Below are 19,690 nucleotides of genomic sequence, written 5' to 3' on the forward strand. Positions count from 1 at the left end.
CGCTTATCGGCGACAAGCATAAGACGGGAACCGGTGGAGGCGCTTTTTGCCTCCAAAAGGGCTTGGCTTATGACCTCGAGCCGATGGCGCCTGGAGCTGGACATCTTTGGATCAAAGACTAAGAACGCGGCGTCGTGCCGCAACGCCTTTATGACCCGCATCCTGCGGGCCCAAGCGGAAGGCGGTCGTCCAGGCCCGGCAGGCGTAAGACGGACCAGAGAAGTGGCGCTCTTTGCCACACAGCTGTGACGGCTTTTTGGTACAAAAGCTAAGAACGCAGCTTCCTGCTGCAACGCTTTTGTGACCCACATCGTGTGGGCCTCGAGGGACTGACCGCCCGGAGCTAGACATCGTTCAAAAACCTATACTTTCTTAATCTTTATAAAAAACCGGGCAGGCCCGGTTCAGTCACTTGATGATGACGATGCAGCTACCAAACTGGCCGTGGATGCCGCAATGACCGCTTGCTGCGCTTGAATCATCGCCTGGACAGCGGCCGTCAAGCTGGCAGAAGATTCAATCATCGCTTGAGAAGCAAAGACGGACGCCAGCGTGATCGCCATATCTTTTGACCATTTTAATGTGGAAGAACCTCTCAATTCAAGCGCTATTTGTCTGTGTCCTTCGACGTCAATTGACTCCTGCTTTGCAGCAAACTGCGCAGCTGTCAATAAAACGAGCCGTTTATCCACCCACTTTCCAGATGTTCGGCGCAGTACCTCTGTATTTTGCTCCAGGATGGTCATATTCATTGTGATTCCTTCCGTTTTTCATTTCTTTCTTATACGAATGGACATGAAAATAGTTCCACAAAAAGACCGTCTCCTTTTAAATGAAGACGGTCTTTGTAAAGCTTATTTAAAGTCAGCTGGGAACATGGAGATATCAACACCAAAGATAAGCGGCATAATTAAGTACATGGCACCGACAATCATTACAATCGCAAACATATTAATCCAAAAGCCCGCTTTCACCATTTCCGGAATGGTAATTTTGCCAGTGGCGAAAATAATCGCGTTTGGCGGCGTGCCGACCGGAAGCATAAATGCGCAGTTGGCTGCCATTGCAGCCGGCATCATAAGAATAAACGGATGCACATTTAATGCAAGTGCAAGTGCAGCCAGCACAGGCATAATCATCGTTGCCGTCGCTGTATTTGACGTAATTTCTGTTAAGAACAAAACGAACGCCGTCACACAAACAACAACAAGGAACATAGACAAGCCATCAAGAACCGTTAATTGATTCCCGATCCATTCGGCAAGACCCGTTTCGCCAAAACCAGCGGCAATCGCAAGGCCGCCTCCGAATAAAAGGAGGACACCCCAAGGCAGATCACGTGATACTGACCAATCCAGTAACGCCCCGCCTTTATTTTTGGACGGAAGAATAAATAATAATACGGCTGCTATAATTGCAATCATCGCGTCGCTGATACCTGGAATAATATCAACCCAAAGGAATGTGCGGGTAATCCACATAAAGGCAGCGAAGAGAAAGACGCCAAGAACTAGTGCTTCTTCTGAACTCATTTTGCCAAGTTTTTTCTTCTCAGAACGAATCAATTCCATGCCGCCTGGAAGTTCTTTAAATTTAACCGGAAACGCAATATTCACAAGGTACAGCCACGAAACGATCAATAAAACCAACACGATAGGAGCCGCTAAGAACATCCAATCCGCAAAAGAAATCGTGATTCCGTACAAGCTGTTGATAGCCGCAGCCATAATAATATTAGGCGGTGTGCCGATTAACGTGCCAAGCCCACCGATTGTTCCGGCAAATCCGATACCGAAAATAATCGTCTTTTCAAAGCTGCTAATATCAATCGATTTATCCCCTGATTTTTTCACAATTTGTGCCGCCTGATATGTGATAGCGGTTCCAATTGGAATCATCATCATAACGGCTGCCGTATTGGATACCCACATAGATAAAAAGCCTGTTGCAATCATAAAACCGAGAACAATTTTCTTTGAGCTTGTCCCCATTAACACAACGATGTTCATCGCGATTCGTTTATGAAGATCCCACTTTTCCATTGCTATCGCGATCATAAAACCGCCAAGGAACAAGAAGATAATTGGGTCGCCATAAGCGGCAGTAACAGTATCGCCGTCAAGCGCACCGGTAATCGGTAACAAAATAATCGGCAACAGCGACGTTACTGGAATTGGAATCGCTTCTGTAATCCACCAGACAGCAACCCAAACCGTTACAGCCAGTACGGCTTTTGCTTCGGGATTTAACCCCTCCGCCGAAAAAAAGAATAAAATAGCGAAAAATAAAAGCGGACCAAGCAAAAACCCGACCCATTGTGACGGCTTCATATACCTTTTTTCTGGATCATTTGGACCGTTTGTGTCTGGCGTGGCATCTTCATTCATTTGAACCATTTTTGAATCCGCTTTCTTTGGTAAAGCAAAAAACAAAAGCTGTTTTATTTTATCATGTGCGTTCCAGCACTCATTCCATACATTTGCGGCAAGTTGCTGCATTCAAATCCCTCCCCTTTTGTTGTCACAATTTATTCGTAACTGAATTCTAATCGATCAGCGACCAAAAAAGAGATTAAAAAAGAAAAGAAAGAGTTTTGTAAATAAAAAAAGAAAACGTTTTCATTATATATACAGAAAGATGCGGTCTTTTTCCGATTTATGAACCCGATAACGAGACTGAGGACGTCCAACCGCTCCATATAATACATCGGACGTCAATAATCCTGCTTCCTGCAAGAAAGATAAATACTTCCGGACGGATACACGTGATACCCCTGACGCAAATGCAATATCTTCTGCTGAAAAATCTGACTGACCCGTTTCGTTAATCGCATTCCAGACGATGGACAACGTCTCTTTCGTCAGTCCTTTCGGTAATTCGCAAGGCGAAGCGGTTTGTTCTGTTTGAAACAGCAATGCGTCAATATCACTTTGTTTTATATCTGTTGACTCACTGAAAAAATGCCACCGCTGCGCATAAGCCAGCAGCGCCTGCTGAAAGCGTTCAAATTGAAACGGCTTAATTAAATAATCCACCGCCCCAAGCTGCATCGCTTTTTGGACGCTGCCCATATCATTGGCGGCACTGATCATAATGATGTCCGCTGGAGATCCGGCAGCCCGCAGCTTTTCAAGCACTTTCAGCCCGGTCATTCCCGGCATATAAATATCAAGCAAAATTAAATCCGGTTTTTCAGCCAGCGCTCTATTCAGCACTTCTTCTGGCAGGCTTGCTATGCCCATCGCTTCAAAACCGACTACTGAATCAACATAACGGCGATTTAATTCCGCTACCATTGGATCATCTTCTGCAATTAAAATACGAATCATTCTTTTCATTCCTTTCTATCAAACGGTATATTCACTTCGACAATCGTTCCTTTTTGTTTTTTTGAAAGCACATAAATGGCCCCATTCAGCAAATCAACACTTTCCTTGATGAGAAACAATCCATACCCTCGGCTGTCACCCTTTTCTGATCGGCCTTTTTCAAAAATACCGTCTGTCGATTCCATCCCTTTGCCGTGGTCTTTTACTTCGATCGTCATAAGATCTGAATCGGATTCAATCAAAACTGTTACCGGCCGGCCTTTTTGCTCTGTCGCATCCAATGCATTATCAATAAGGTTTCCTAGTATTGTGATTAACTCATGAGCAATACGGCTGCTTCGTTGTTCCGGCAAAAACGATTCTTCTGCTAAGATGACTTCTTTTCCCTGTTCGGCCGCAAAACTCATTTTCGCCAGCAAAAAACCTGCCACAACAGGATCAGCAATCCGCTTCGATAAATAACCGATGTTATCTTGGTAGCGAATATTAATTTCTTGTATATAAGTGGGCAGTGCATCGTATTGCTTTATATGCACCATGCCTAAAATAACGTGCAGCCGGTTCATAAATTCATGCGTCTGCACCCGCAGCGCTTCCGCATACATTTCCGTCCCACTCAGCCGCTCCGCCAATTTTTTCATTTCTGTACGGTCCCGAATCGTTGTTACGGCTCCAATAATTTCATCCTCTACGATTAATGGCGAGCTGTTTATAAAAAAATATGTCCCGTTAATTTCCAGTTCTTCATCGATTAGCCGTTCAGCTCGTTCCAGCACTTTGTCAAGCGGAATATGCGGCATGAGATCCCCTGCTTCTTTCCCCTCGAACGGACCCGTTAAGCCTGTTTTTCGCAAAAGCGCTGCCGCAGCTTCGTTAAGCAGCTTGATGGATCCAGCCCGGTCTACCGCGAGAATTCCTTCATGCGTTGATGCAAGCATGACGCTTCGTTCTTCAAGAAGCCGGGCAATTTCGACTGGTTCAAGACCAAACATCACCTTACGGACGCGCTGTCCTAAAAATAATGCTCCTATAAGTCCAATTGTTAGGCCCGCAGCTAAACCGGCATAAATGATGCGCCTGCTGTCCACAATGGCTTCTTGAATTTTTTCAAGCGTAATCCCAACCGCAACAGCGCCGATCTGCTCTCCCTGTTCAGAAAAAACAGGCGTAAAATATCGAACAGACAGCCCGAGTGAGCCTTCGGCAGTCGACAAATGTTCTTCACCGTCAAGAGCAGGTCCTTCATCCCCGCCTTGAAACGGCTGACCGATTAAATCTGGGTTCGGATGTGATTTTCGAATGCCGTTTTCATCGAATACGGTAATGTAATCGGCACCAATCTGCTTTCTCGTTTTTTCCGCAAACGACTGGACCGCCGCTTCGTCACCGCCGCTCAAACCGTTTTGCACGATTACGGAAGCCGCCATCAGCTTGGAAGTCGTACGGACTGTTTCGGTTAGTTCTGCCCGTTTAGATTCCGCTACATCATTGGCAATGAGCCAATTTGTAATCCCAAGCGCGGACGTAACCACTGCAATGACAAGCAAAACAATCAGCGCCTGCAGCGTTATTTTTCGAATCATGCTTTCGTCTCCCCTCGCTTCTTTAAGCGTGGCAGATTTTTTGTCTGCCGGCAAGAAAAATAATGAAAAGCAGTTGACTATTTTTAATGGCAGCACCATTGTGCTGGTACACGAAAAAAGTGAACAAAGGCGCCCCGCAGTTGCGGAGCGCCTTTGTTTTTACGAAGCTGAAACAGATACATCCGATTCCATTCGTTTAAACCGGAAAATTTGTCTTACGTATAAAGCAATCACAATCGCAGCAAGTGTGAGGCCAATCGCCATCGATGCGCCATACGCCATGCCAAATCCTTCAGGCGCGTAAAAGATATACGTACACACAACACCTGTCATAAACATCGCAGGGACACCGGCAATCCAGTGATTTTTCCCTTCTTTTAACAAGTACGAAACCGCTGTCCAAAGCATAACCGTCGCAACGACTTGATTTGACCAGCCGACGTACCGCCATAAAAACGAATAATCAATAGTCGATAAGTAAAATGTCGGAACGCTGACAACAATCGTCATAATCAGCACCATCCCTTTCCGATCCATATTGACGAGACCAGAAAGCCAGTCTGACAAAATCATCCGCGATGAGCGAAGCGCCGTGTCGCCTGTCGTAATTGGCAAGATGATGACACCGAGAATTGCTAGGATGCCGCCAAACGTACCAAGAAGCGAAACGGAAATTTCATTGACGACACTGGCCGGACCGCCTGCCGCCAATGCTTCTTGAAGACCGGCTGTTCCGCCGAAGAAAGTCATCCCGGCGGCTGCCCAGATCAATGCAATGACGCCTTCTCCAATCATTGCTCCATAAAACACTTTTCGGCCCTCAGATTCTTTTTTTAGTGTCCGAGAAACAATCGGGCTTTGCGTGCTATGAAATCCAGAAATGGCCCCGCATGAGATGGTTACCATAATGAGCGGCCAAACTGGCAGCTCACCTGGATGAAGATTTGCAAGCGTCAGTTCCGGAATTGGCTTGCCGCCAAATAAAAGAGCCACACCAATCGATACTGCCATGACGACCAAAATAACACCGAAAATCGGATAAATTTTTCCGATAATTTGATTAACCGGCAGCACAGCTGCCAATAAAAAGTAGGTAAAAACAAGAATAAGAGCAGCCGTAAAGCTAAGCGGTGTTAATTGTGTTAAAAGCTGCGCGGGTCCTGCTGTAAAAGCAGCCGCTACTAAAATCATTAAAATAAGTGAGATGACATTCACTGCTGATTTTACTGTATTGCCTAAGTATTTTGCGACAAGTGCCGGAAACTGAGCACCTCCATGCCGCAATGACAGCATGCCTGAAAAATAATCATGTACTGCACCCGCAAAAATACAGCCGGCCACGATCCAAATAAACGCCACTGGTCCGTAAAGCGCACCCGCTACAGCGCCAAAAATCGGGCCAAGCCCCGCAATATTTAAAAGCTGAATAAACCAGCCTTTCCACCATGACATTGGTACATAATCCAATCCGTCTGTTTTCTCATAAGCCGGCGTCGGCTGTGCATCATTGATGACAAATACGCGCTCGACAAATTTTGCATAAAAGAGATAACCGCAAACGAGCAAAATGATAGCTGATAAAAATGTAATCACGTCTAAAACCCCCTGATGTAAACGTTAAGTGTTTTATCATTTTATATTCCGAAAAATTAAAATACAACCTTTTTTTAAAAAATCTGTCTATTTGTCACATTTTCTTTATTAACAGCGTTATTTTTACATTTTATTCTGCAATAACAACAAAAAAACCTGTTTCAGCTTTTTGCTGAAACAGGTTTAATGATCATTGGATTTCCGCCGGCGAACGCTCCAGGCGGCACATCTTTATTCACAAGCGTCATCGCGGATACAACGGCTCCGTCACCGATTTCGATTCCGGGTAAAATGGTGCAGTTGGCGCCGATCATTACGTTATTGCCAATGACAACCGGCCCAATCCGGTATTCACTTGTTAAATATTCATGAGCTAAAATGGTCGTATTATAGCCGATGATTGTGTTCCGGCCAACCGATATCTGTTCCGGAAACATAATGTCCGGCACGACCTTATACGCAAAAGCGGTCCCATCACCAATTTTCATACCGAGGAGCCGCCGGTATAAAGCGTTTTTCAAGCGAGCAAATGGCACAAATCGTCCCGCTTCAATAACTGCAGTGTTTTTGAATGTTTTCCAGAACGAAACGGTTTTGTATATATGGAAAAGCGGATTAGCTCCGCCTTCTAATGTATACCGTTTCGTCCGTCTCATTTCTGCTTTGCCCCGACCTGTAAAATGTCGAGTAAATCTGACATTGATTGGAGCATGTAATCCGGATTGTACGTATTCAAAAAGTCGCGTCCTTTCAGCGACCAGGCGACACCGGCTGTTTTCACGCCAGCATTTTGGCCGCCCTCGATATCATGATAGTTGTCGCCGATCATGATCGCTTCTTCCGGAGATACACCAAGAGCCGCCAGCGCTTTTTCCACCGGCTCCGGATGCGGTTTTGCATTTTCCACATCATCGAGCCCGACAATCACATCAAAAAACGGATCAAGATGTGTCAGCTTTAGTCCTTTAATAATCGTTTCACGTATTTTTGTTGATACGATCGCCATTTTAAAGCCGTTTTCATGAAGCGTACGAATCGTTTCATACACACCTTGAAATTCAGTGACGAGCGAATCGTGCTTTTCATGATTAAAGGCGCGGTAATGGGCAACCATTTCCGGCGTGCGCTCTTTATCAAGTGCTTCAAACGTATCAATAAGCGGCGGCCCCATAAACGGATACACGTCTTCACGCTCATATTGCCCTGGAAAATAATGATTTAACGTATGAAGAAATGATTCAACGATCAACTCATTTGTATTAATTAACGTACCATCTAAATCAAATAATAAAGTCGTAATGTTTTTCATGTATGTGCAGTTTCCTTTCTTCTTGCCCGTTCAGGCCGATCCCAGAGACGCGCTACCACAATCGTTAAAATGATGGCGGTGACGATTCGAATGAGAAAAAGCGGCCAAACCGGAATTCCAAGTGGAATAAAAATAAGCGTATCTTCAATAACAGCATGGCAGGCCACGAGAAAAATAAACGCGAGCGTCACGTCACGCCGGCTGACACCATCTTCTTCCACCGCTTGAATCATCACGGCGGACCCCATTGCCAAACCGATGAGGAGTCCGGATGCCAATGTCATAGATGTATTTTCTTTCATGCCGAGAAAACGTGTGACTGGTGCCACTGCTTTTGAAAACACATCAAGCCATTTTAAATCTTTCGCAATTTGAATCATGACCATAAGTGGAATAACAATCATGGCAAGCTGTAAAACGCCGAAAACCGCTTTTTGCAAACCAAGCAGCAAAATCGCGCCCCATGTTTCCGGCTGAGCCGTCACTTCAGGGACCATGCCATATTGAGCAATGTCGCCGCCTCCCTGCCAGACTAGGTTAATGACGATCCCAGCCGTCAGCGCAAGTCCGATACGCACCGCTAAAATAATCCATATTTTCACGCCGACTTTCATTGCGACAGTTGATTCAACAAATAGGTTATGCGAAAACGACAGCATCATCGCAAGAATAAATACTTCTTTCACCGTCAACTCCAGCGACAAAATCGCTCCGATCGCCGCGTATAAATTCAAGGCATTTCCGATGACCAATGGAATGGCCGCGTCGCCTGATAAACCGAAAAGGCCCATAATCGGACTGATCAAACTGATAATCCAAGGCAGTACCGGTGTAAACTGCAAAATGGTCACAATCAGTGTGATCGGAAAAATAACCTTTCCGAGCTTCCATGTTGTATTCAGGCCAGTCTGCAATCCTTTTAAAACTGTCTGCTTCATTATGCGGCCTTCCCTTGATTGGTCTGATCCGCATAACGTGGCAGTGTGTATTTCGCGCGGCGGTATATAAGAATGGCAGCCGCTATGACGATAAGCGACAGTGACAATACTTGCGCGATCCGCAAAAAGTCACCCGGCAGCATTAAGCTGTCCGTGCGCATGCCTTCGATAAAAAAGCGGCCGATGGAATACCAGATCACATACGACAAAAACAGTTCCCCGCGTTTCGGATTAACTTTGCGCAAGAAAAGCAGCAGTGCCAATCCAAAAATATTCCAGACGGATTCATATAAAAACGTCGGATGATAATATGCGCCGTCAATATACATTTGATTGACAATAAAGTCCGGGAGATGCAAGTTTTGAAGGAAAGACCGGGTTACTTCTCCCCCATGGGCTTCCTGGTTCACAAAGTTGCCCCAGCGGCCGATCGCCTGCCCTAAAATAATCGATGGCGCCGCAATGTCTGCCAGCTTCCAAAACGAAATGCCGCGCTTTCTTGAAAACACAATCGCCGTAATGACAGAACCGATCAATGCACCATGAATGGCAATGCCGCCATTCCAAATCTGAATGATCGCGCCGGGATTTTGTGAATAGTAGTCCCATTGAAACAGCACATAATACATGCGTGCCGAGATTAGAGCAATCGGAATTGCCCAAATAAGCAAATCTGAAAATGTTTCCTGCGGCAGACCGATTCTGTCGCCTTCTTTTGAAGCCAAATAAAAACCGAGCGCAATGCCGATCCCAATAATGATGCCATACCAATGAACCTGAAAATTGCCAAGTTCAAAAGCGATCGGATTTAACGGATAATCCAAAACATCCCCACCCCTTATTGCTTCTCAGTAATACCGGCATCGTTAATTGCACCGGCCAGTTTATCTGTAAAGTCCTGTGCTGCATTGACACCCATCCGTTTCAGCCGGAAATTCATTGCTGCTACTTCAATAATGACGGCTAAATTTCTGCCTGGACGAACCGGCAGCGTAATTTTTGTGATTTCCGAATCTAAAATCGGCAGCTTGTCTTCTTCAATGCCGAGGCGGTCATATTGCTTTTCCGGGTCCCATAACTCAAGATTGACATTTAACGTAATGATTTTATGTGAACGGACTGCACCCGCTCCAAACAATGTCATCACATTAATAATGCCCAGTCCGCGAATTTCAAGTAAATGCTCAATCAGTTCAGGGGAATTGCCGACGAGACGCCCAATGTCTTCTTGGCGAATTTCGACACAATCATCTGCAACAAGACGATGGCCGCGCTTTACAAGTTCCAGTGCCGTCTCACTTTTACCAACGCCGCTTTGGCCGGTAATGAGCACACCAATGCCATAAATATCAACCAATACACCGTGAATGGCCGTTGTTGGCGCAAGCATGGACTCTAAATAGTTTGTGAGCTGGCTCGAAAATTTCGTTGTCGTCATTTTTGACCGCATCACCGGCACCGAATACGCTTCCGATGCTTCAATCAATTCAACCGGAACACTCAAATTACGTGATACAATAATGGCCGGCGTTTCATAATCACATAGCTTATCCATGCGTTCTTTTTTTTCACCCGGGCTGAGCCGCTGAAAAAATGACAGCTCGGTCATCCCGATTAACTGAACACGCTCCGCTGGATAGTAATCAAAAAAACCAGCAATTTCAAGACCCGGTCGTGACAAGTCACTTAATTTTATCGGACGATGAAGCCCTTCTTCACCACTGACAAGCTCTAAATCGAATTTCTCCAAAAGATCTACTGCACGCACTTTTGGCATTGTTATTCCCTCCCTCTTCACACAAAACGAATTGCCTCCATTGTATCATGTTTCCATTGAAAAACTGCTGTTTCGGTTTCGATTTTCTCTATCCTTCTGTACTTAACGAAAGAAAGGAGGAAAAAAATGAAAATAGTGATTGATGCGGGGCACGGATGGACAACACCTGGAAAACAAACACCGGATGGGATGAAAGAATATGAGTTTAACCATGAAACAGCTTTGTTTTTGCGAAGGGAATTAACGTTTGACATACTGTTTGTTCATGAAGACGAACGTGATGTACCGCTTGCTGAACGAGTCCAAAAAGCAAACGAGGCGTATGCTGATTTATACATTTCGATTCACGCAAATGCATTTGGGATCGGCTGGACAAAACCGCATGGCATCGAAACATACGTGCACTCGTCCCGGCCGGTGAAGGCGCTTTCCTTCGCAAACACGGTACAGCGTGAACTCATTATGGCGACAGGGCGGCACGACCGCGGCGTAAAAACAGCGAATTTTTATGTACTGCGCAAAACAAAAATGCCGGCGATTTTAATCGAAGCTGGTTTTATGACCAACCAAACTGAAGCAGCTTTGTTAAAAACAAAAGCATACCGAAAAACATGTGCACATGCCATTGCATCCGCCCTTCAAAAAATGGATTGACCCACAGCAAAAAGCAGGAAGCGGCCGCTTCCTGCTTTTACTTTTTTCGTATAATGGTCATTTGCAGTACAATATTGACGAGTGACATAATGATCGCAATTACGAGGGCAAGGCCGAAGCTTTCAATGTCGAATGCATAACCCATAATGCTGTCTGTCATAAGCAATGTAATCGCGTTTATCACAAACAGGAAAAAACCAAGTGAAATCATTGTGATCGGCAGCGTCAAAATAACGAGTACTGGCCGGACGATCAAATTTAAAATTGACAAAACGAGACTGGCAATAATCGCATCTAAAAAACTGTTAACATGCAGCCCCGGAAAATAACCGGCCAGTGCCACAAACAATACTGCGTTAATGAGCACGCTAATCAGCCAGCCCATCATCAAAACGCTCCCTTACTTTTAAAATTAAATGCCTGCCCCAAATGAATCGTCCGGCGGTGTCTGGCGCAAGGACGCCATCCGCAGTGTAACAGAGCCTGTTTTTGTTTCTGCATCCACAACGAGCTGGCGCCCATCAAGCAGGTTATCACTCTCAAACTTTAATGATTTTTGAATGCGCTCGTCTTTTTCTGTTACGTTGGCCATACCGGTTTCCGGCAATGTAAGCCGTCCCGCTGTTGTCCGCATTTCGCCTCTTACAGCCAATTCCTGCGGTACATACAATTCAATATTGCCCGTCATCGATTCTGCACGAACCGCTTCCGCTTTATCCGTTTTTGCATCATATAGAACATTTCCGTTAAATGACTGCAAATCAGCAAAACGGTACGTACCGACAATATGAATCGCGCCATTAAACGTGTTTAATTCAGCCCGTTCGCCTTCGCAGTCGATAATACGGATCGGTCCATTGCCTGTTTCCGCTTCAAGTGCAGCGATTGTACTGTTTTTTAATTCGATTTTTCCGTTTCCGGAACGAACTTCAAGCTTCTCCGCCTGCACATCACGCATGTCGAATGCGCCGTTAAATAGTTTGACCGTTACATCCTCTAACTCACTAGATGGTACATAAAGCGTAACATCCGTTTTCATCAATTTTAAGCCGACAGAAAAGGACAACTTATCTTCACGCGCATAAAAAATGCTGTTTTTCAGGAATGACTCTCGTGCTTCCTCTTCTGTTGCAGCACCATACACTTTCACATGGCACTCCGCTTTAACACCTTCTCCATCCCACGGACGAATGGCTACCGCACCATTTGCTGTTTCAAGCTTTAAGCGCCGCGGTTCAATGCCTTGCTCATGAAAAACGTGGGTGAACTCAGCACCTTTACCAACAAACGGCACCTCGACATCTTTTAAGCGCTGCATAGCAGACTGCATGAATTCAAACAATTTCTCTTTTGACTGGGTGACAGTTTCAGTTTTCGGGCGCTGACCGGCTATTTTTTGTCCAAACTTCTCAAGCTCTTCAAAAATGCTGCCAAATCCTTTCAAGCTTTCCGTTGATTTAGCCGAAGAACCCGCAACAGTGTTTGTCGCTGTGCTGCTTTTCTCTAATGCTTCAATCAATTTCACTGCTTCATCTGCTGAAATAATCCCCGACTCCAACATTTTCAAAATTCGCAGCTTTTCTTCGCTCATAAATGTGAACCTCCCGTTTTTATATCCTATTCGTTTATACGAATCCATTGTCAAAAGGTTTCATTTTTTATTTTGCCTGGACAGCCATCCGTTCCCTGTCACGCTCTAAAATTTTCTTCAAATAATAACCGGTATATGATTCTTTTGTGTCCGCAATTTCTTCCGGTGTACCGAATGCCACAATGGTTCCGCCCTTATCCCCGCCTTCAGGACCAAGATCGACCAGGTAGTCAGCCGCTTTTATTACATCGAGATTATGTTCGATGACAAGCACAGTATCCCCATTTTCTACGAGGCGCTGCAATACTGCGAGCAGCCGGGCAATATCGTCGGTATGAAGACCGGTAGTCGGCTCATCCAAAATATAAAACGAGCGGCCATTGGAACGACGGTGCAATTCAGATGCGAGCTTAACACGCTGCGCTTCTCCCCCTGATAACGTTGTGGCAGGCTGTCCGAGCGTAATATACCCAAGGCCAACGTCTGCAATCGTTTGGAGCTTTCGGCTGATTTTTGGAATGTTTTCAAAGAAAATAAGTGCATCGTCTACCGTCATTTCAAGTACATCTGAAATATTTTGGCCTTTGTATTTCACTTCAAGTGTTTCACGGTTATACCGTTTGCCGTGGCATACTTCACACGGCACATACACATCGGGCAGAAAGTGCATTTCGATTTTAATAATCCCGTCACCCCGGCACGCTTCACAGCGGCCGCCTTTTACATTAAAGCTAAAGCGTCCTTTTTTATATCCGCGTACTTTCGCTTCATTTGTCTGTGCAAATACGTCACGAATATCGTCAAAAACGCCTGTGTATGTGGCCGGGTTGGAACGAGGCGTCCGCCCAATTGGTGATTGGTCAATATCAATGACTTTCTCCAGCTGGTCAATCCCTTTTACTTCTTTGTGGACACCCGGACGCGCTTTTGCTTTATTGAGCTTTTGGGCGAGCGTCTTATACAAAATTTCGTTAATCAATGTACTTTTTCCGGAACCTGATACACCGGTTACAGCAGTAAACAAACCGAGTGGAAATTTAGCTTTGACATTTTTTAAGTTATTTTCTTTCGCACCTGTCACTTCAATCCAGCGTCCATCCGGTTTGCGTCGTTCTTCCGGCAATGGAATGTATTTTTCACCGGATAAATATTGGCCGGTAAGCGATTTTTTATTCTCCATCACTTCTTTTGGTGTTCCAGCCGCGATCACTTCTCCTCCATGGACACCGGCACCCGGTCCGATATCAATTAAATAATCAGCTGCGATCATCGTGTCTTCATCGTGCTCCACGACAATGAGCGTATTGCCGATGTCGCGCATATTTTGCATCGTCTTAATCAATCGATCATTATCACGCTGATGAAGACCAATCGATGGTTCATCCAAAATGTACAAAACGCCTGTCAGGCGTGAACCGATTTGCGTGGCGAGCCGAATCCGCTGCGCCTCACCGCCCGATAATGTGCCCGCCGCGCGGCTCAACGTTAAATAATCAAGACCGACATTGATTAAAAAGCCGAGACGTTCGCAGATTTCTCGCAAAACGAGACGGGCAATCTGCATTTCTTTTTCCGTCAGAACGATGTCTTTAAAGAAATCCGATGCTTCTTGAATGGAAAAAGCGGTCACTTCGGATATATTCAAGCTGTCAATTTTCACAGCAAGGCTTTCTTTTTTCAGGCGCTGGCCTTTACATGCCGGACAGTTAGATTCACCCATGTATTTTTCCATTTGGTCACGGATGTAGTCAGAGCTTGTTTCTTTATAGCGGCGCTCAATGTTGCTGAGCACACCTTCAAATTGAATGTAGTTATCCCGGATTTGGCCAAAATCATTTTCATAACGGAAACGAATTTTATCCCTTCCGGAACCATTTAATAATTTATCCGTCTGTTCAGCCGGCAAGTCATTCCACGGCGTATCCATATCAATCTTGTAATGTGCGCAAACAGCTTTTAACAGCTGCGGGTAATATTGAGAACTGATTGGTTCCCACGGGGCAATCGCATTTTCATGTAATGAAAGACCTTTGTCTGGAATAACGAGATCCACGTCCACTTTTTTCTTCATGCCAAGACCATCGCATGTCGGGCAGGCGCCAAACGGGCTGTTAAATGAAAACATGCGCGGTTCAAGTTCACCGACCGAAAATCCACAGTGCGGACAGGCGTGATGTTCACTGAAGAGCATTTCTTCTTCGCCAATGACATCGATAATAACGTTTCCTTCTCCAAGACGAAGTGCTGTTTCAAGCGAGTCAGCTAAGCGTGCTCCCACGTCTTCTTTTATAGCAATCCGGTCAATAATGACTTCAATAGAATGTTTTTTATTTTTTTCCAGCTCTATTTCTTCTTCTAAATCGCGCATCTCACCGTTGACACGGACACGGACGTAGCCTTGGCGCTTCACATCTTCAAATACTTTCGCATGTGTGCCTTTGCGTCCGGAAACGATTGGAGCGAGCACTTGGATCTTCGTCCGTTCGTCGAGCTCCATGACACGGTCTACCATCTGACCGATCGTTTGTGACGTAATTTCGATGCCGTGAATCGGGCAGACAGGACGTCCGACCCGTGCATATAAAAGCCGCAAGTAATCATAAATTTCAGTTACGGTTCCGACAGTCGATCGCGGATTGCGGCTCGTTGTTTTCTGGTCAATTGAAATCGCCGGCGACAGCCCTTCGATCGAATCAACATCCGGTTTATCCATTTGGCCTAAAAACTGACGGGCGTAAGCGGAAAGCGACTCCACGTAGCGCCGCTGTCCTTCCGCGTAAATGGTATCGAACGCGAGTGATGATTTTCCAGAGCCGGACAGCCCCGTTAATACGACAAGCTGGTCGCGGGGAATCGTAATGTCAATGTTTTTTAAATTGTGGGCACGTGCCCCTTTTACCGATATATGATCAATGGCCATATGAGCACCTCTATTCTGATTTCAATTCAAACAATGCGTCGCGAAGGTCCGCGGCTCTCTCGAAATCGAGTGCTTTGGCCGCTTCTTTCATTTCCGCTTCGAGATTCATAATAAGTTTTTGTCTTTCCTGCTTCGACATTTTTTTACCAGTTGTTTTTGACGTGTACGTTTCAGTGTCTTCCGCTGCTTGTGTCGCGCGGATTACATCGCGAATATCTTTTTGAATCGTCATTGGCGTCACGCCATGCTTTTTATTATAGGCTTCTTGAATTTCCCGGCGCCGTTTCGTCTCGCTAATGGCTTTTATCATAGAGTCGGTCATTTTGTCCGCGTACATAATAACTCTTCCTTCTGAATTACGCGCCGCGCGGCCCATCGTCTGAATCAAAGACCGCTCAGAACGCAGGAAGCCTTCTTTATCCGCGTCCAAAATGGTTACAAGCGAGACTTCCGGGATATCGAGTCCTTCACGCAGCAAGTTAATGCCGATAAGTACATCGTATTTGCCGAGGCGCAAGTCCCGGATAATTTCAATCCGTTCGAGCGTTTTAATTTCCGAATGCAAATACTGGACTTTGATGCCGATTTCTTTCAAATAATCGGTTAAGTCTTCCGACATTTTTTTCGTTAATGTCGTCACAAGCACCCGCTCATTTTTCTCAACCCTTTCATTAATTTCACCGATCAAGTCATCAATCTGCCCTTCAATCGGCCGTACTTCGATCGTCGGATCAAGCAGGCCGGTTGGACGAATAATCTGCTGGGTCATCTTCGGGGTAAGATCAAGCTCATATGGACCAGGTGTAGCCGAAACGTAGACAACTTGATTAATGTGATCTTCAAATTCGGTAAATGTCAGCGGGCGGTTATCTTTCGCGGATGGCAGGCGGAAGCCGTGATCCACCAGCACCTGCTTGCGGGCCTGATCTCCGTTGTACATACCACGCACTTGCGGCAGTGTTACATGTGACTCATCAATGACCATTAAGAAGTCTTTCGGGAAATAATCAATCAATGTATAGGGCGTTGAACCAGGTGGTCGAAGAGTCAAATGACGAGAATAGTTTTCAATACCTGAACAAAAGCCCATTTCCCGCATCATTTCCAAATCGTAACGCGTCCGCTGCTCTAAACGCTGTGCTTCAAGCAGCTTTTCTTCGGCCCGCAGTTCAGCCAGCCGCTCTTCCAGCTCTTGTTCAATATTACCGATGGCGATATTCATTTTTTCTTCCCGTGTAACAAAATGACTTGCGGGGAAAATGGCCACGTGATCGCGGTCGCCAAGAATTTCACCAGTCAACGCATCGACCTCGCGGATCCGGTCAATGTCATCTCCGAAAAATTCAACACGGATGCATTGCTCATCCCGTGATGCCGGAAAAATTTCTACAACATCACCGCGCACGCGAAATGTCCCGCGCTTAAAATCAATATCATTTCGTGCGTATTGAATGTCCACAAGACGCCGCAGCAGTTCATTGCGTGCGATTTCCATCCCGTTCCGGAGCGAAATGACCATTTCTTTATATTCTTCCGGTGAACCGAGGCCGTAAATACACGAAACAGACGCGATAATAATCACATCATCGCGTTCAAATAAGGAAGACGTCGCCGAGTGACGGAGCTTATCAATCTCCTCATTAATGCTTGCGTCTTTCTCAATAAATGTATCCGTCTGCGGTACATACGCTTCCGGTTGATAATAATCGTAATAGCTGACAAAATACTCGACTGCATTATCCGGAAAAAATTCTTTAAATTCGCTGTAAAGCTGGCCGGCGAGCGTCTTGTTGTGCGCAATGACAAGCGTCGGCTTTTTTATTTCTTGTATCACGTTAGAGATCGTAAATGTTTTTCCTGTACCGGTCGCACCGAGCAGCGTTTGCTGCTTTTTGCCACTGCGGATCCCTGTAACAAGTTCCGCGATTGCAGCCGGCTGGTCGCCTTCCGGTTTATATTTAGAAACTAAGTTAAATTCCTGCGCCAACGCATAGGCCTCCTCTGTCTCATATCCGTTCTTCTTACTACTATACTTCCCATTTTAACATGATCGAAACAAAAAAAGCCAACAAAAAGCACACACTTGTTCGGAGTACATGCCATTGCTGCCTTTTAAAGAATATCCAGCCAAATTTTCACCGCTGTTCCAGCGATTAAGATCGCCAACAGCCCTTGTGAAATTTTGACGTTCATTTTTTGTCCGTCTTTTGCACCAAGTGGAGACGCAATTAAGCTGGCGATGACCAGCATAATCGGTACAAGTAAAAATGCGCCAGCTGCTCCGACAATCTCTGAGCCAATACCAACGAAGAAAGCGAGTCCAGCGACCAGCCATTTATTGAAAACAAGCTTATTAAGCGGCCTTCAATCATACCCAATCCCTATTAAAATACAACAAAAAAACACCGAAGTATTTTTCGATGTCAGTTGAGCTTTACTTTTAACTGCTTCATCATCCGGTTAGATAACCAAAGACCAGCTGTTAGTGAAAAAGCATCAATAATAATTAATTCCCACGTATGGGTATATCCTTTATAGGCGGATGCGGCAATAAGTGCGACTGTTAAAATAAGACCGAGAAACTGGTTGTACGTTACGCGTGAAAAAAGCAAAACGAGCAAAGCAGGCATAAGCAGCGCCAGAATCATCTTATCAACCATCATCTTCCTCCCAGCTGTTTTCTTTTATCATACTGGATTTTTGCGAATTCGAAAAGACCAGATTTATTCAGACCGGCTGATAATGCGCTCTGTTAAATCGCGAAGCTCACTATGGGGCATGAATTTTTCTGCAAGCATATCAGGCATAATATGATCAATAAAATATTGTACGCAATGAAGATCCTGAAATTTCAAGATTGTATTAAGTGCTTCTTCATAAATTTCAAAAAAGAGCGGGTCCGGATTACGCTTCAAAATTTCACCATACGCTTCATACAACAAATCTACTTTATCCGCTACCGATAAAATACGTCCTTCGAGCGTGCTGTCTTTCCCTTCCTTCAGACGGCGAAAGTATGCTTCGTGAAATTCTGTCGGAAATTCCGCTTCAATAAAACGGCGCGCCATTTGTTCTTCTACTTGCGAAAACAGCTCTTTTAATTCCGTTGTCGCATATTTGACGGGTGTTTTAATGTCACCGGTAAACAATTCCGCATAGTCATGATTGAGTGCTTTTTCGTAAAGCGACCTCCAGTTGACTGTTTCTCCGTTCATTTCTTCGACTGTCCCTAAAAACTGCGCGATTTTCGCCACTTTAAATGAATGAGCCGCCACGTTATGCGATTGAAATTTAAATTTCCCCGGCAGGCGATATAAATGTTCAAGATCTGACAACGTTTTAAAATATGTATGAACCCCCATGATATCCACTCCTTTTTTATCAATTAATGAACTTCTTCTAAGAACATGCACGTCCTGTGCATAACGAAGAAGTCAATACTTCCTGTATAAGTGAACTTCTTCTAAGAACATGCACGTCCTGTGCATAACGAAGAAGCCAATACTTCCTGTATAAGTGCTCTTCTTGTATAAGCTATGATGCCTATTGTACCGACAAATAGACAGAAAAAAAAGAAAAATCTGCTCTGTTATTGAATAAACAGGCAGATTTTTCAGATGAATTCGGTTACATTGTCCAATATTGTTTATTCCTCCATTTTGCTTAAGCAGCGTTCACACTCTGCATGATACGATTCGTGCTGCTCCACCATCTGCGCACCGCACTGGCAGCACTCTTTTCCTGGAATGTTACGGTAAAATTCTAATGGCATCATGTTGATGACCCCCTCTAAATTTTTAGATAATGTATTGCTGTTAAACCTATTGTATTATAACAGATAAAATAAGTCAACACCTGTTATATAATAAATTTTTTAAAAAATAAAAAAAACGTCCTCCTGATTGAGGACGTTTCATAGTGTTGAAAAAGAAAGGTATCAAGAAAATTTATTATTTTTTTTGCTACAATCGTCCATTTTTTCAAGCGAGAAATCGA

18 protein-coding genes and 1 pseudogene are annotated in these 19,690 nt (G+C 44.9%); 1 reads left to right on the forward strand and 18 read right to left on the reverse strand.

Annotated features, from left to right (window positions below; genetic code table 11):
• Window positions 1–404: 404 nt before the first annotated feature.
• The 10 genes from NLX67_RS01935 to hprK form a co-directional block, all read right to left on the reverse strand.
• The gene (locus NLX67_RS01935; RefSeq protein WP_254310146.1) at window positions 405–752 is read right to left on the reverse strand and encodes a hypothetical protein; all 348 of its coding nucleotides are present in this window, start codon (window positions 750–752) and stop codon (window positions 405–407) included.
• A 102-nt stretch (window positions 753–854) separates the two neighbouring features.
• On the reverse strand, window positions 855–2,498 hold the full coding sequence (locus NLX67_RS01940; RefSeq protein WP_254310147.1) for an SLC13 family permease: 1,644 nt from the start codon (window positions 2,496–2,498) through the stop codon (window positions 855–857).
• A 123-nt stretch (window positions 2,499–2,621) separates the two neighbouring features.
• The gene (locus NLX67_RS01945; protein WP_254310148.1) at window positions 2,622–3,329 is read right to left on the reverse strand and encodes a response regulator; all 708 of its coding nucleotides are present in this window, start codon (window positions 3,327–3,329) and stop codon (window positions 2,622–2,624) included.
• 5 nt (window positions 3,330–3,334) lie between these two features.
• Window positions 3,335–4,912, reverse strand: coding sequence for a DcuS/MalK family sensor histidine kinase (gene dcuS / locus NLX67_RS01950; protein WP_254310149.1), 1,578 nt, complete (start codon window positions 4,910–4,912; stop codon window positions 3,335–3,337).
• Between the two features lie 159 nt (window positions 4,913–5,071).
• Complete coding sequence (locus tag NLX67_RS01955) at window positions 5,072–6,505, reverse strand: carbon starvation CstA family protein (protein WP_254310150.1); 1,434 nt, start codon at window positions 6,503–6,505, stop codon at window positions 5,072–5,074.
• A gap of 161 nt (window positions 6,506–6,666) precedes the next feature.
• Window positions 6,667–7,161 carry an acyltransferase gene (locus tag NLX67_RS01960; protein WP_254310151.1) on the reverse strand — a complete coding sequence of 165 codons (495 nt, stop codon included), beginning with the start codon at window positions 7,159–7,161 and terminating at the stop codon, window positions 6,667–6,669.
• Window positions 7,158–7,814: a pyrophosphatase PpaX gene (gene ppaX, locus NLX67_RS01965; protein ID WP_254310152.1), complete on the reverse strand. Its 657-nt coding sequence runs from the start codon at window positions 7,812–7,814 to the stop codon at window positions 7,158–7,160. The genes NLX67_RS01960 and ppaX overlap by 4 nt, the downstream gene beginning before the upstream one ends.
• The gene (locus NLX67_RS01970; RefSeq protein ID WP_254310153.1) at window positions 7,811–8,752 is read right to left on the reverse strand and encodes a nucleoside recognition domain-containing protein; all 942 of its coding nucleotides are present in this window, start codon (window positions 8,750–8,752) and stop codon (window positions 7,811–7,813) included. Before NLX67_RS01970 ends, ppaX begins: the two co-directional genes overlap by 4 nt.
• Window positions 8,752–9,576, reverse strand: coding sequence for a prolipoprotein diacylglyceryl transferase (gene lgt, locus NLX67_RS01975; RefSeq protein WP_254310154.1), 825 nt, complete (start codon window positions 9,574–9,576; stop codon window positions 8,752–8,754). Before lgt ends, NLX67_RS01970 begins: the two co-directional genes overlap by 1 nt.
• Before the next feature lie 14 nt (window positions 9,577–9,590).
• Window positions 9,591–10,529: an HPr(Ser) kinase/phosphatase gene (gene hprK / locus NLX67_RS01980; RefSeq protein ID WP_046178190.1), complete on the reverse strand. Its 939-nt coding sequence runs from the start codon at window positions 10,527–10,529 to the stop codon at window positions 9,591–9,593.
• 126 nt (window positions 10,530–10,655) lie between these two features.
• Here hprK and NLX67_RS01985 point away from each other — a divergent pair, with 126 nt between their 5' ends.
• On the forward strand, window positions 10,656–11,183 hold the full coding sequence (locus NLX67_RS01985; protein ID WP_254310155.1) for an N-acetylmuramoyl-L-alanine amidase family protein: 528 nt from the start codon (window positions 10,656–10,658) through the stop codon (window positions 11,181–11,183).
• Window positions 11,184–11,220: 37 nt separating this feature from the next.
• Here NLX67_RS01985 and NLX67_RS01990 read toward each other — a convergent pair whose 3' ends face one another.
• From NLX67_RS01990 to yhfH, 8 genes and pseudogenes are all read right to left on the reverse strand, one after another.
• Window positions 11,221–11,568, reverse strand: coding sequence for a phage holin family protein (locus NLX67_RS01990; protein WP_046178868.1), 348 nt, complete (start codon window positions 11,566–11,568; stop codon window positions 11,221–11,223).
• Between the two features lie 27 nt (window positions 11,569–11,595).
• Window positions 11,596–12,774, reverse strand: a complete 1,179-nt coding sequence (locus tag NLX67_RS01995; RefSeq protein ID WP_254310156.1) for a DUF4097 family beta strand repeat-containing protein — start codon at window positions 12,772–12,774, stop codon at window positions 11,596–11,598.
• Between the two features lie 67 nt (window positions 12,775–12,841).
• The gene (uvrA, locus tag NLX67_RS02000) at window positions 12,842–15,694 is read right to left on the reverse strand and encodes an excinuclease ABC subunit UvrA (protein WP_254310157.1); all 2,853 of its coding nucleotides are present in this window, start codon (window positions 15,692–15,694) and stop codon (window positions 12,842–12,844) included.
• A gap of 10 nt (window positions 15,695–15,704) precedes the next feature.
• On the reverse strand, window positions 15,705–17,681 hold the full coding sequence (uvrB, locus tag NLX67_RS02005) for an excinuclease ABC subunit UvrB (RefSeq protein ID WP_046178186.1): 1,977 nt from the start codon (window positions 17,679–17,681) through the stop codon (window positions 15,705–15,707).
• 125 nt (window positions 17,682–17,806) lie between these two features.
• Window positions 17,807–18,055, reverse strand: a pseudogene (locus NLX67_RS02010) (sulfite exporter TauE/SafE family protein); the annotation flags it as partial.
• A 62-nt stretch (window positions 18,056–18,117) separates the two neighbouring features.
• Window positions 18,118–18,354, reverse strand: coding sequence for a CsbA family protein (locus NLX67_RS02015; RefSeq protein WP_046178185.1), 237 nt, complete (start codon window positions 18,352–18,354; stop codon window positions 18,118–18,120).
• Between the two features lie 63 nt (window positions 18,355–18,417).
• The gene (locus tag NLX67_RS02020) at window positions 18,418–19,056 is read right to left on the reverse strand and encodes a YfbR-like 5'-deoxynucleotidase (protein ID WP_046178184.1); all 639 of its coding nucleotides are present in this window, start codon (window positions 19,054–19,056) and stop codon (window positions 18,418–18,420) included.
• Between the two features lie 284 nt (window positions 19,057–19,340).
• Window positions 19,341–19,469, reverse strand: coding sequence for a protein YhfH (yhfH, locus tag NLX67_RS02025; RefSeq protein ID WP_082091408.1), 129 nt, complete (start codon window positions 19,467–19,469; stop codon window positions 19,341–19,343).
• Window positions 19,470–19,690: the final 221 nt, after the last annotated feature.

The organism is Domibacillus sp. A3M-37 (genome assembly GCF_024213455.1).
In the GTDB taxonomy this organism is placed as follows: domain Bacteria; phylum Bacillota; class Bacilli; order Bacillales; family Domibacillaceae; genus Domibacillus; species Domibacillus tundrae.

Bases quoted from the DNA above. Each gene is read 5' to 3' on its own strand.
- NLX67_RS01940 (WP_254310147.1), bottom strand. From the start codon at position 2,498: ATGCAGCAACTTGCCGCAAATGTATGGAATGAGTGCTGGAACGCACAT.
- NLX67_RS01935 (WP_254310146.1), bottom strand. From the start codon at position 752: ATGAATATGACCATCCTGGAGCAAAATACAGAGGTACTGCGCCGAACA.
- NLX67_RS01985 (WP_254310155.1), top strand. From the start codon at position 10,656: ATGAAAATAGTGATTGATGCGGGGCACGGATGGACAACACCTGGAAAA.
- dcuS (WP_254310149.1), bottom strand. From the start codon at position 4,912: ATGATTCGAAAAATAACGCTGCAGGCGCTGATTGTTTTGCTTGTCATT.
- NLX67_RS01970 (WP_254310153.1), bottom strand. From the start codon at position 8,752: ATGAAGCAGACAGTTTTAAAAGGATTGCAGACTGGCCTGAATACAACA.
- NLX67_RS01960 (WP_254310151.1), bottom strand. From the start codon at position 7,161: ATGAGACGGACGAAACGGTATACATTAGAAGGCGGAGCTAATCCGCTT.
- hprK (WP_046178190.1), bottom strand. From the start codon at position 10,529: ATGCCAAAAGTGCGTGCAGTAGATCTTTTGGAGAAATTCGATTTAGAG.
- NLX67_RS01945 (WP_254310148.1), bottom strand. From the start codon at position 3,329: ATGATTCGTATTTTAATTGCAGAAGATGATCCAATGGTAGCGGAATTA.
- NLX67_RS02020 (WP_046178184.1), bottom strand. From the start codon at position 19,056: ATGGGGGTTCATACATATTTTAAAACGTTGTCAGATCTTGAACATTTA.
- ppaX (WP_254310152.1), bottom strand. From the start codon at position 7,814: ATGAAAAACATTACGACTTTATTATTTGATTTAGATGGTACGTTAATT.
- NLX67_RS01990 (WP_046178868.1), bottom strand. From the start codon at position 11,568: ATGGGCTGGCTGATTAGCGTGCTCATTAACGCAGTATTGTTTGTGGCA.
- NLX67_RS01995 (WP_254310156.1), bottom strand. From the start codon at position 12,774: ATGAGCGAAGAAAAGCTGCGAATTTTGAAAATGTTGGAGTCGGGGATT.
- yhfH (WP_082091408.1), bottom strand. From the start codon at position 19,469: ATGATGCCATTAGAATTTTACCGTAACATTCCAGGAAAAGAGTGCTGC.
- NLX67_RS02015 (WP_046178185.1), bottom strand. From the start codon at position 18,354: ATGGTTGATAAGATGATTCTGGCGCTGCTTATGCCTGCTTTGCTCGTT.
- uvrA (WP_254310157.1), bottom strand. From the start codon at position 15,694: ATGGCCATTGATCATATATCGGTAAAAGGGGCACGTGCCCACAATTTA.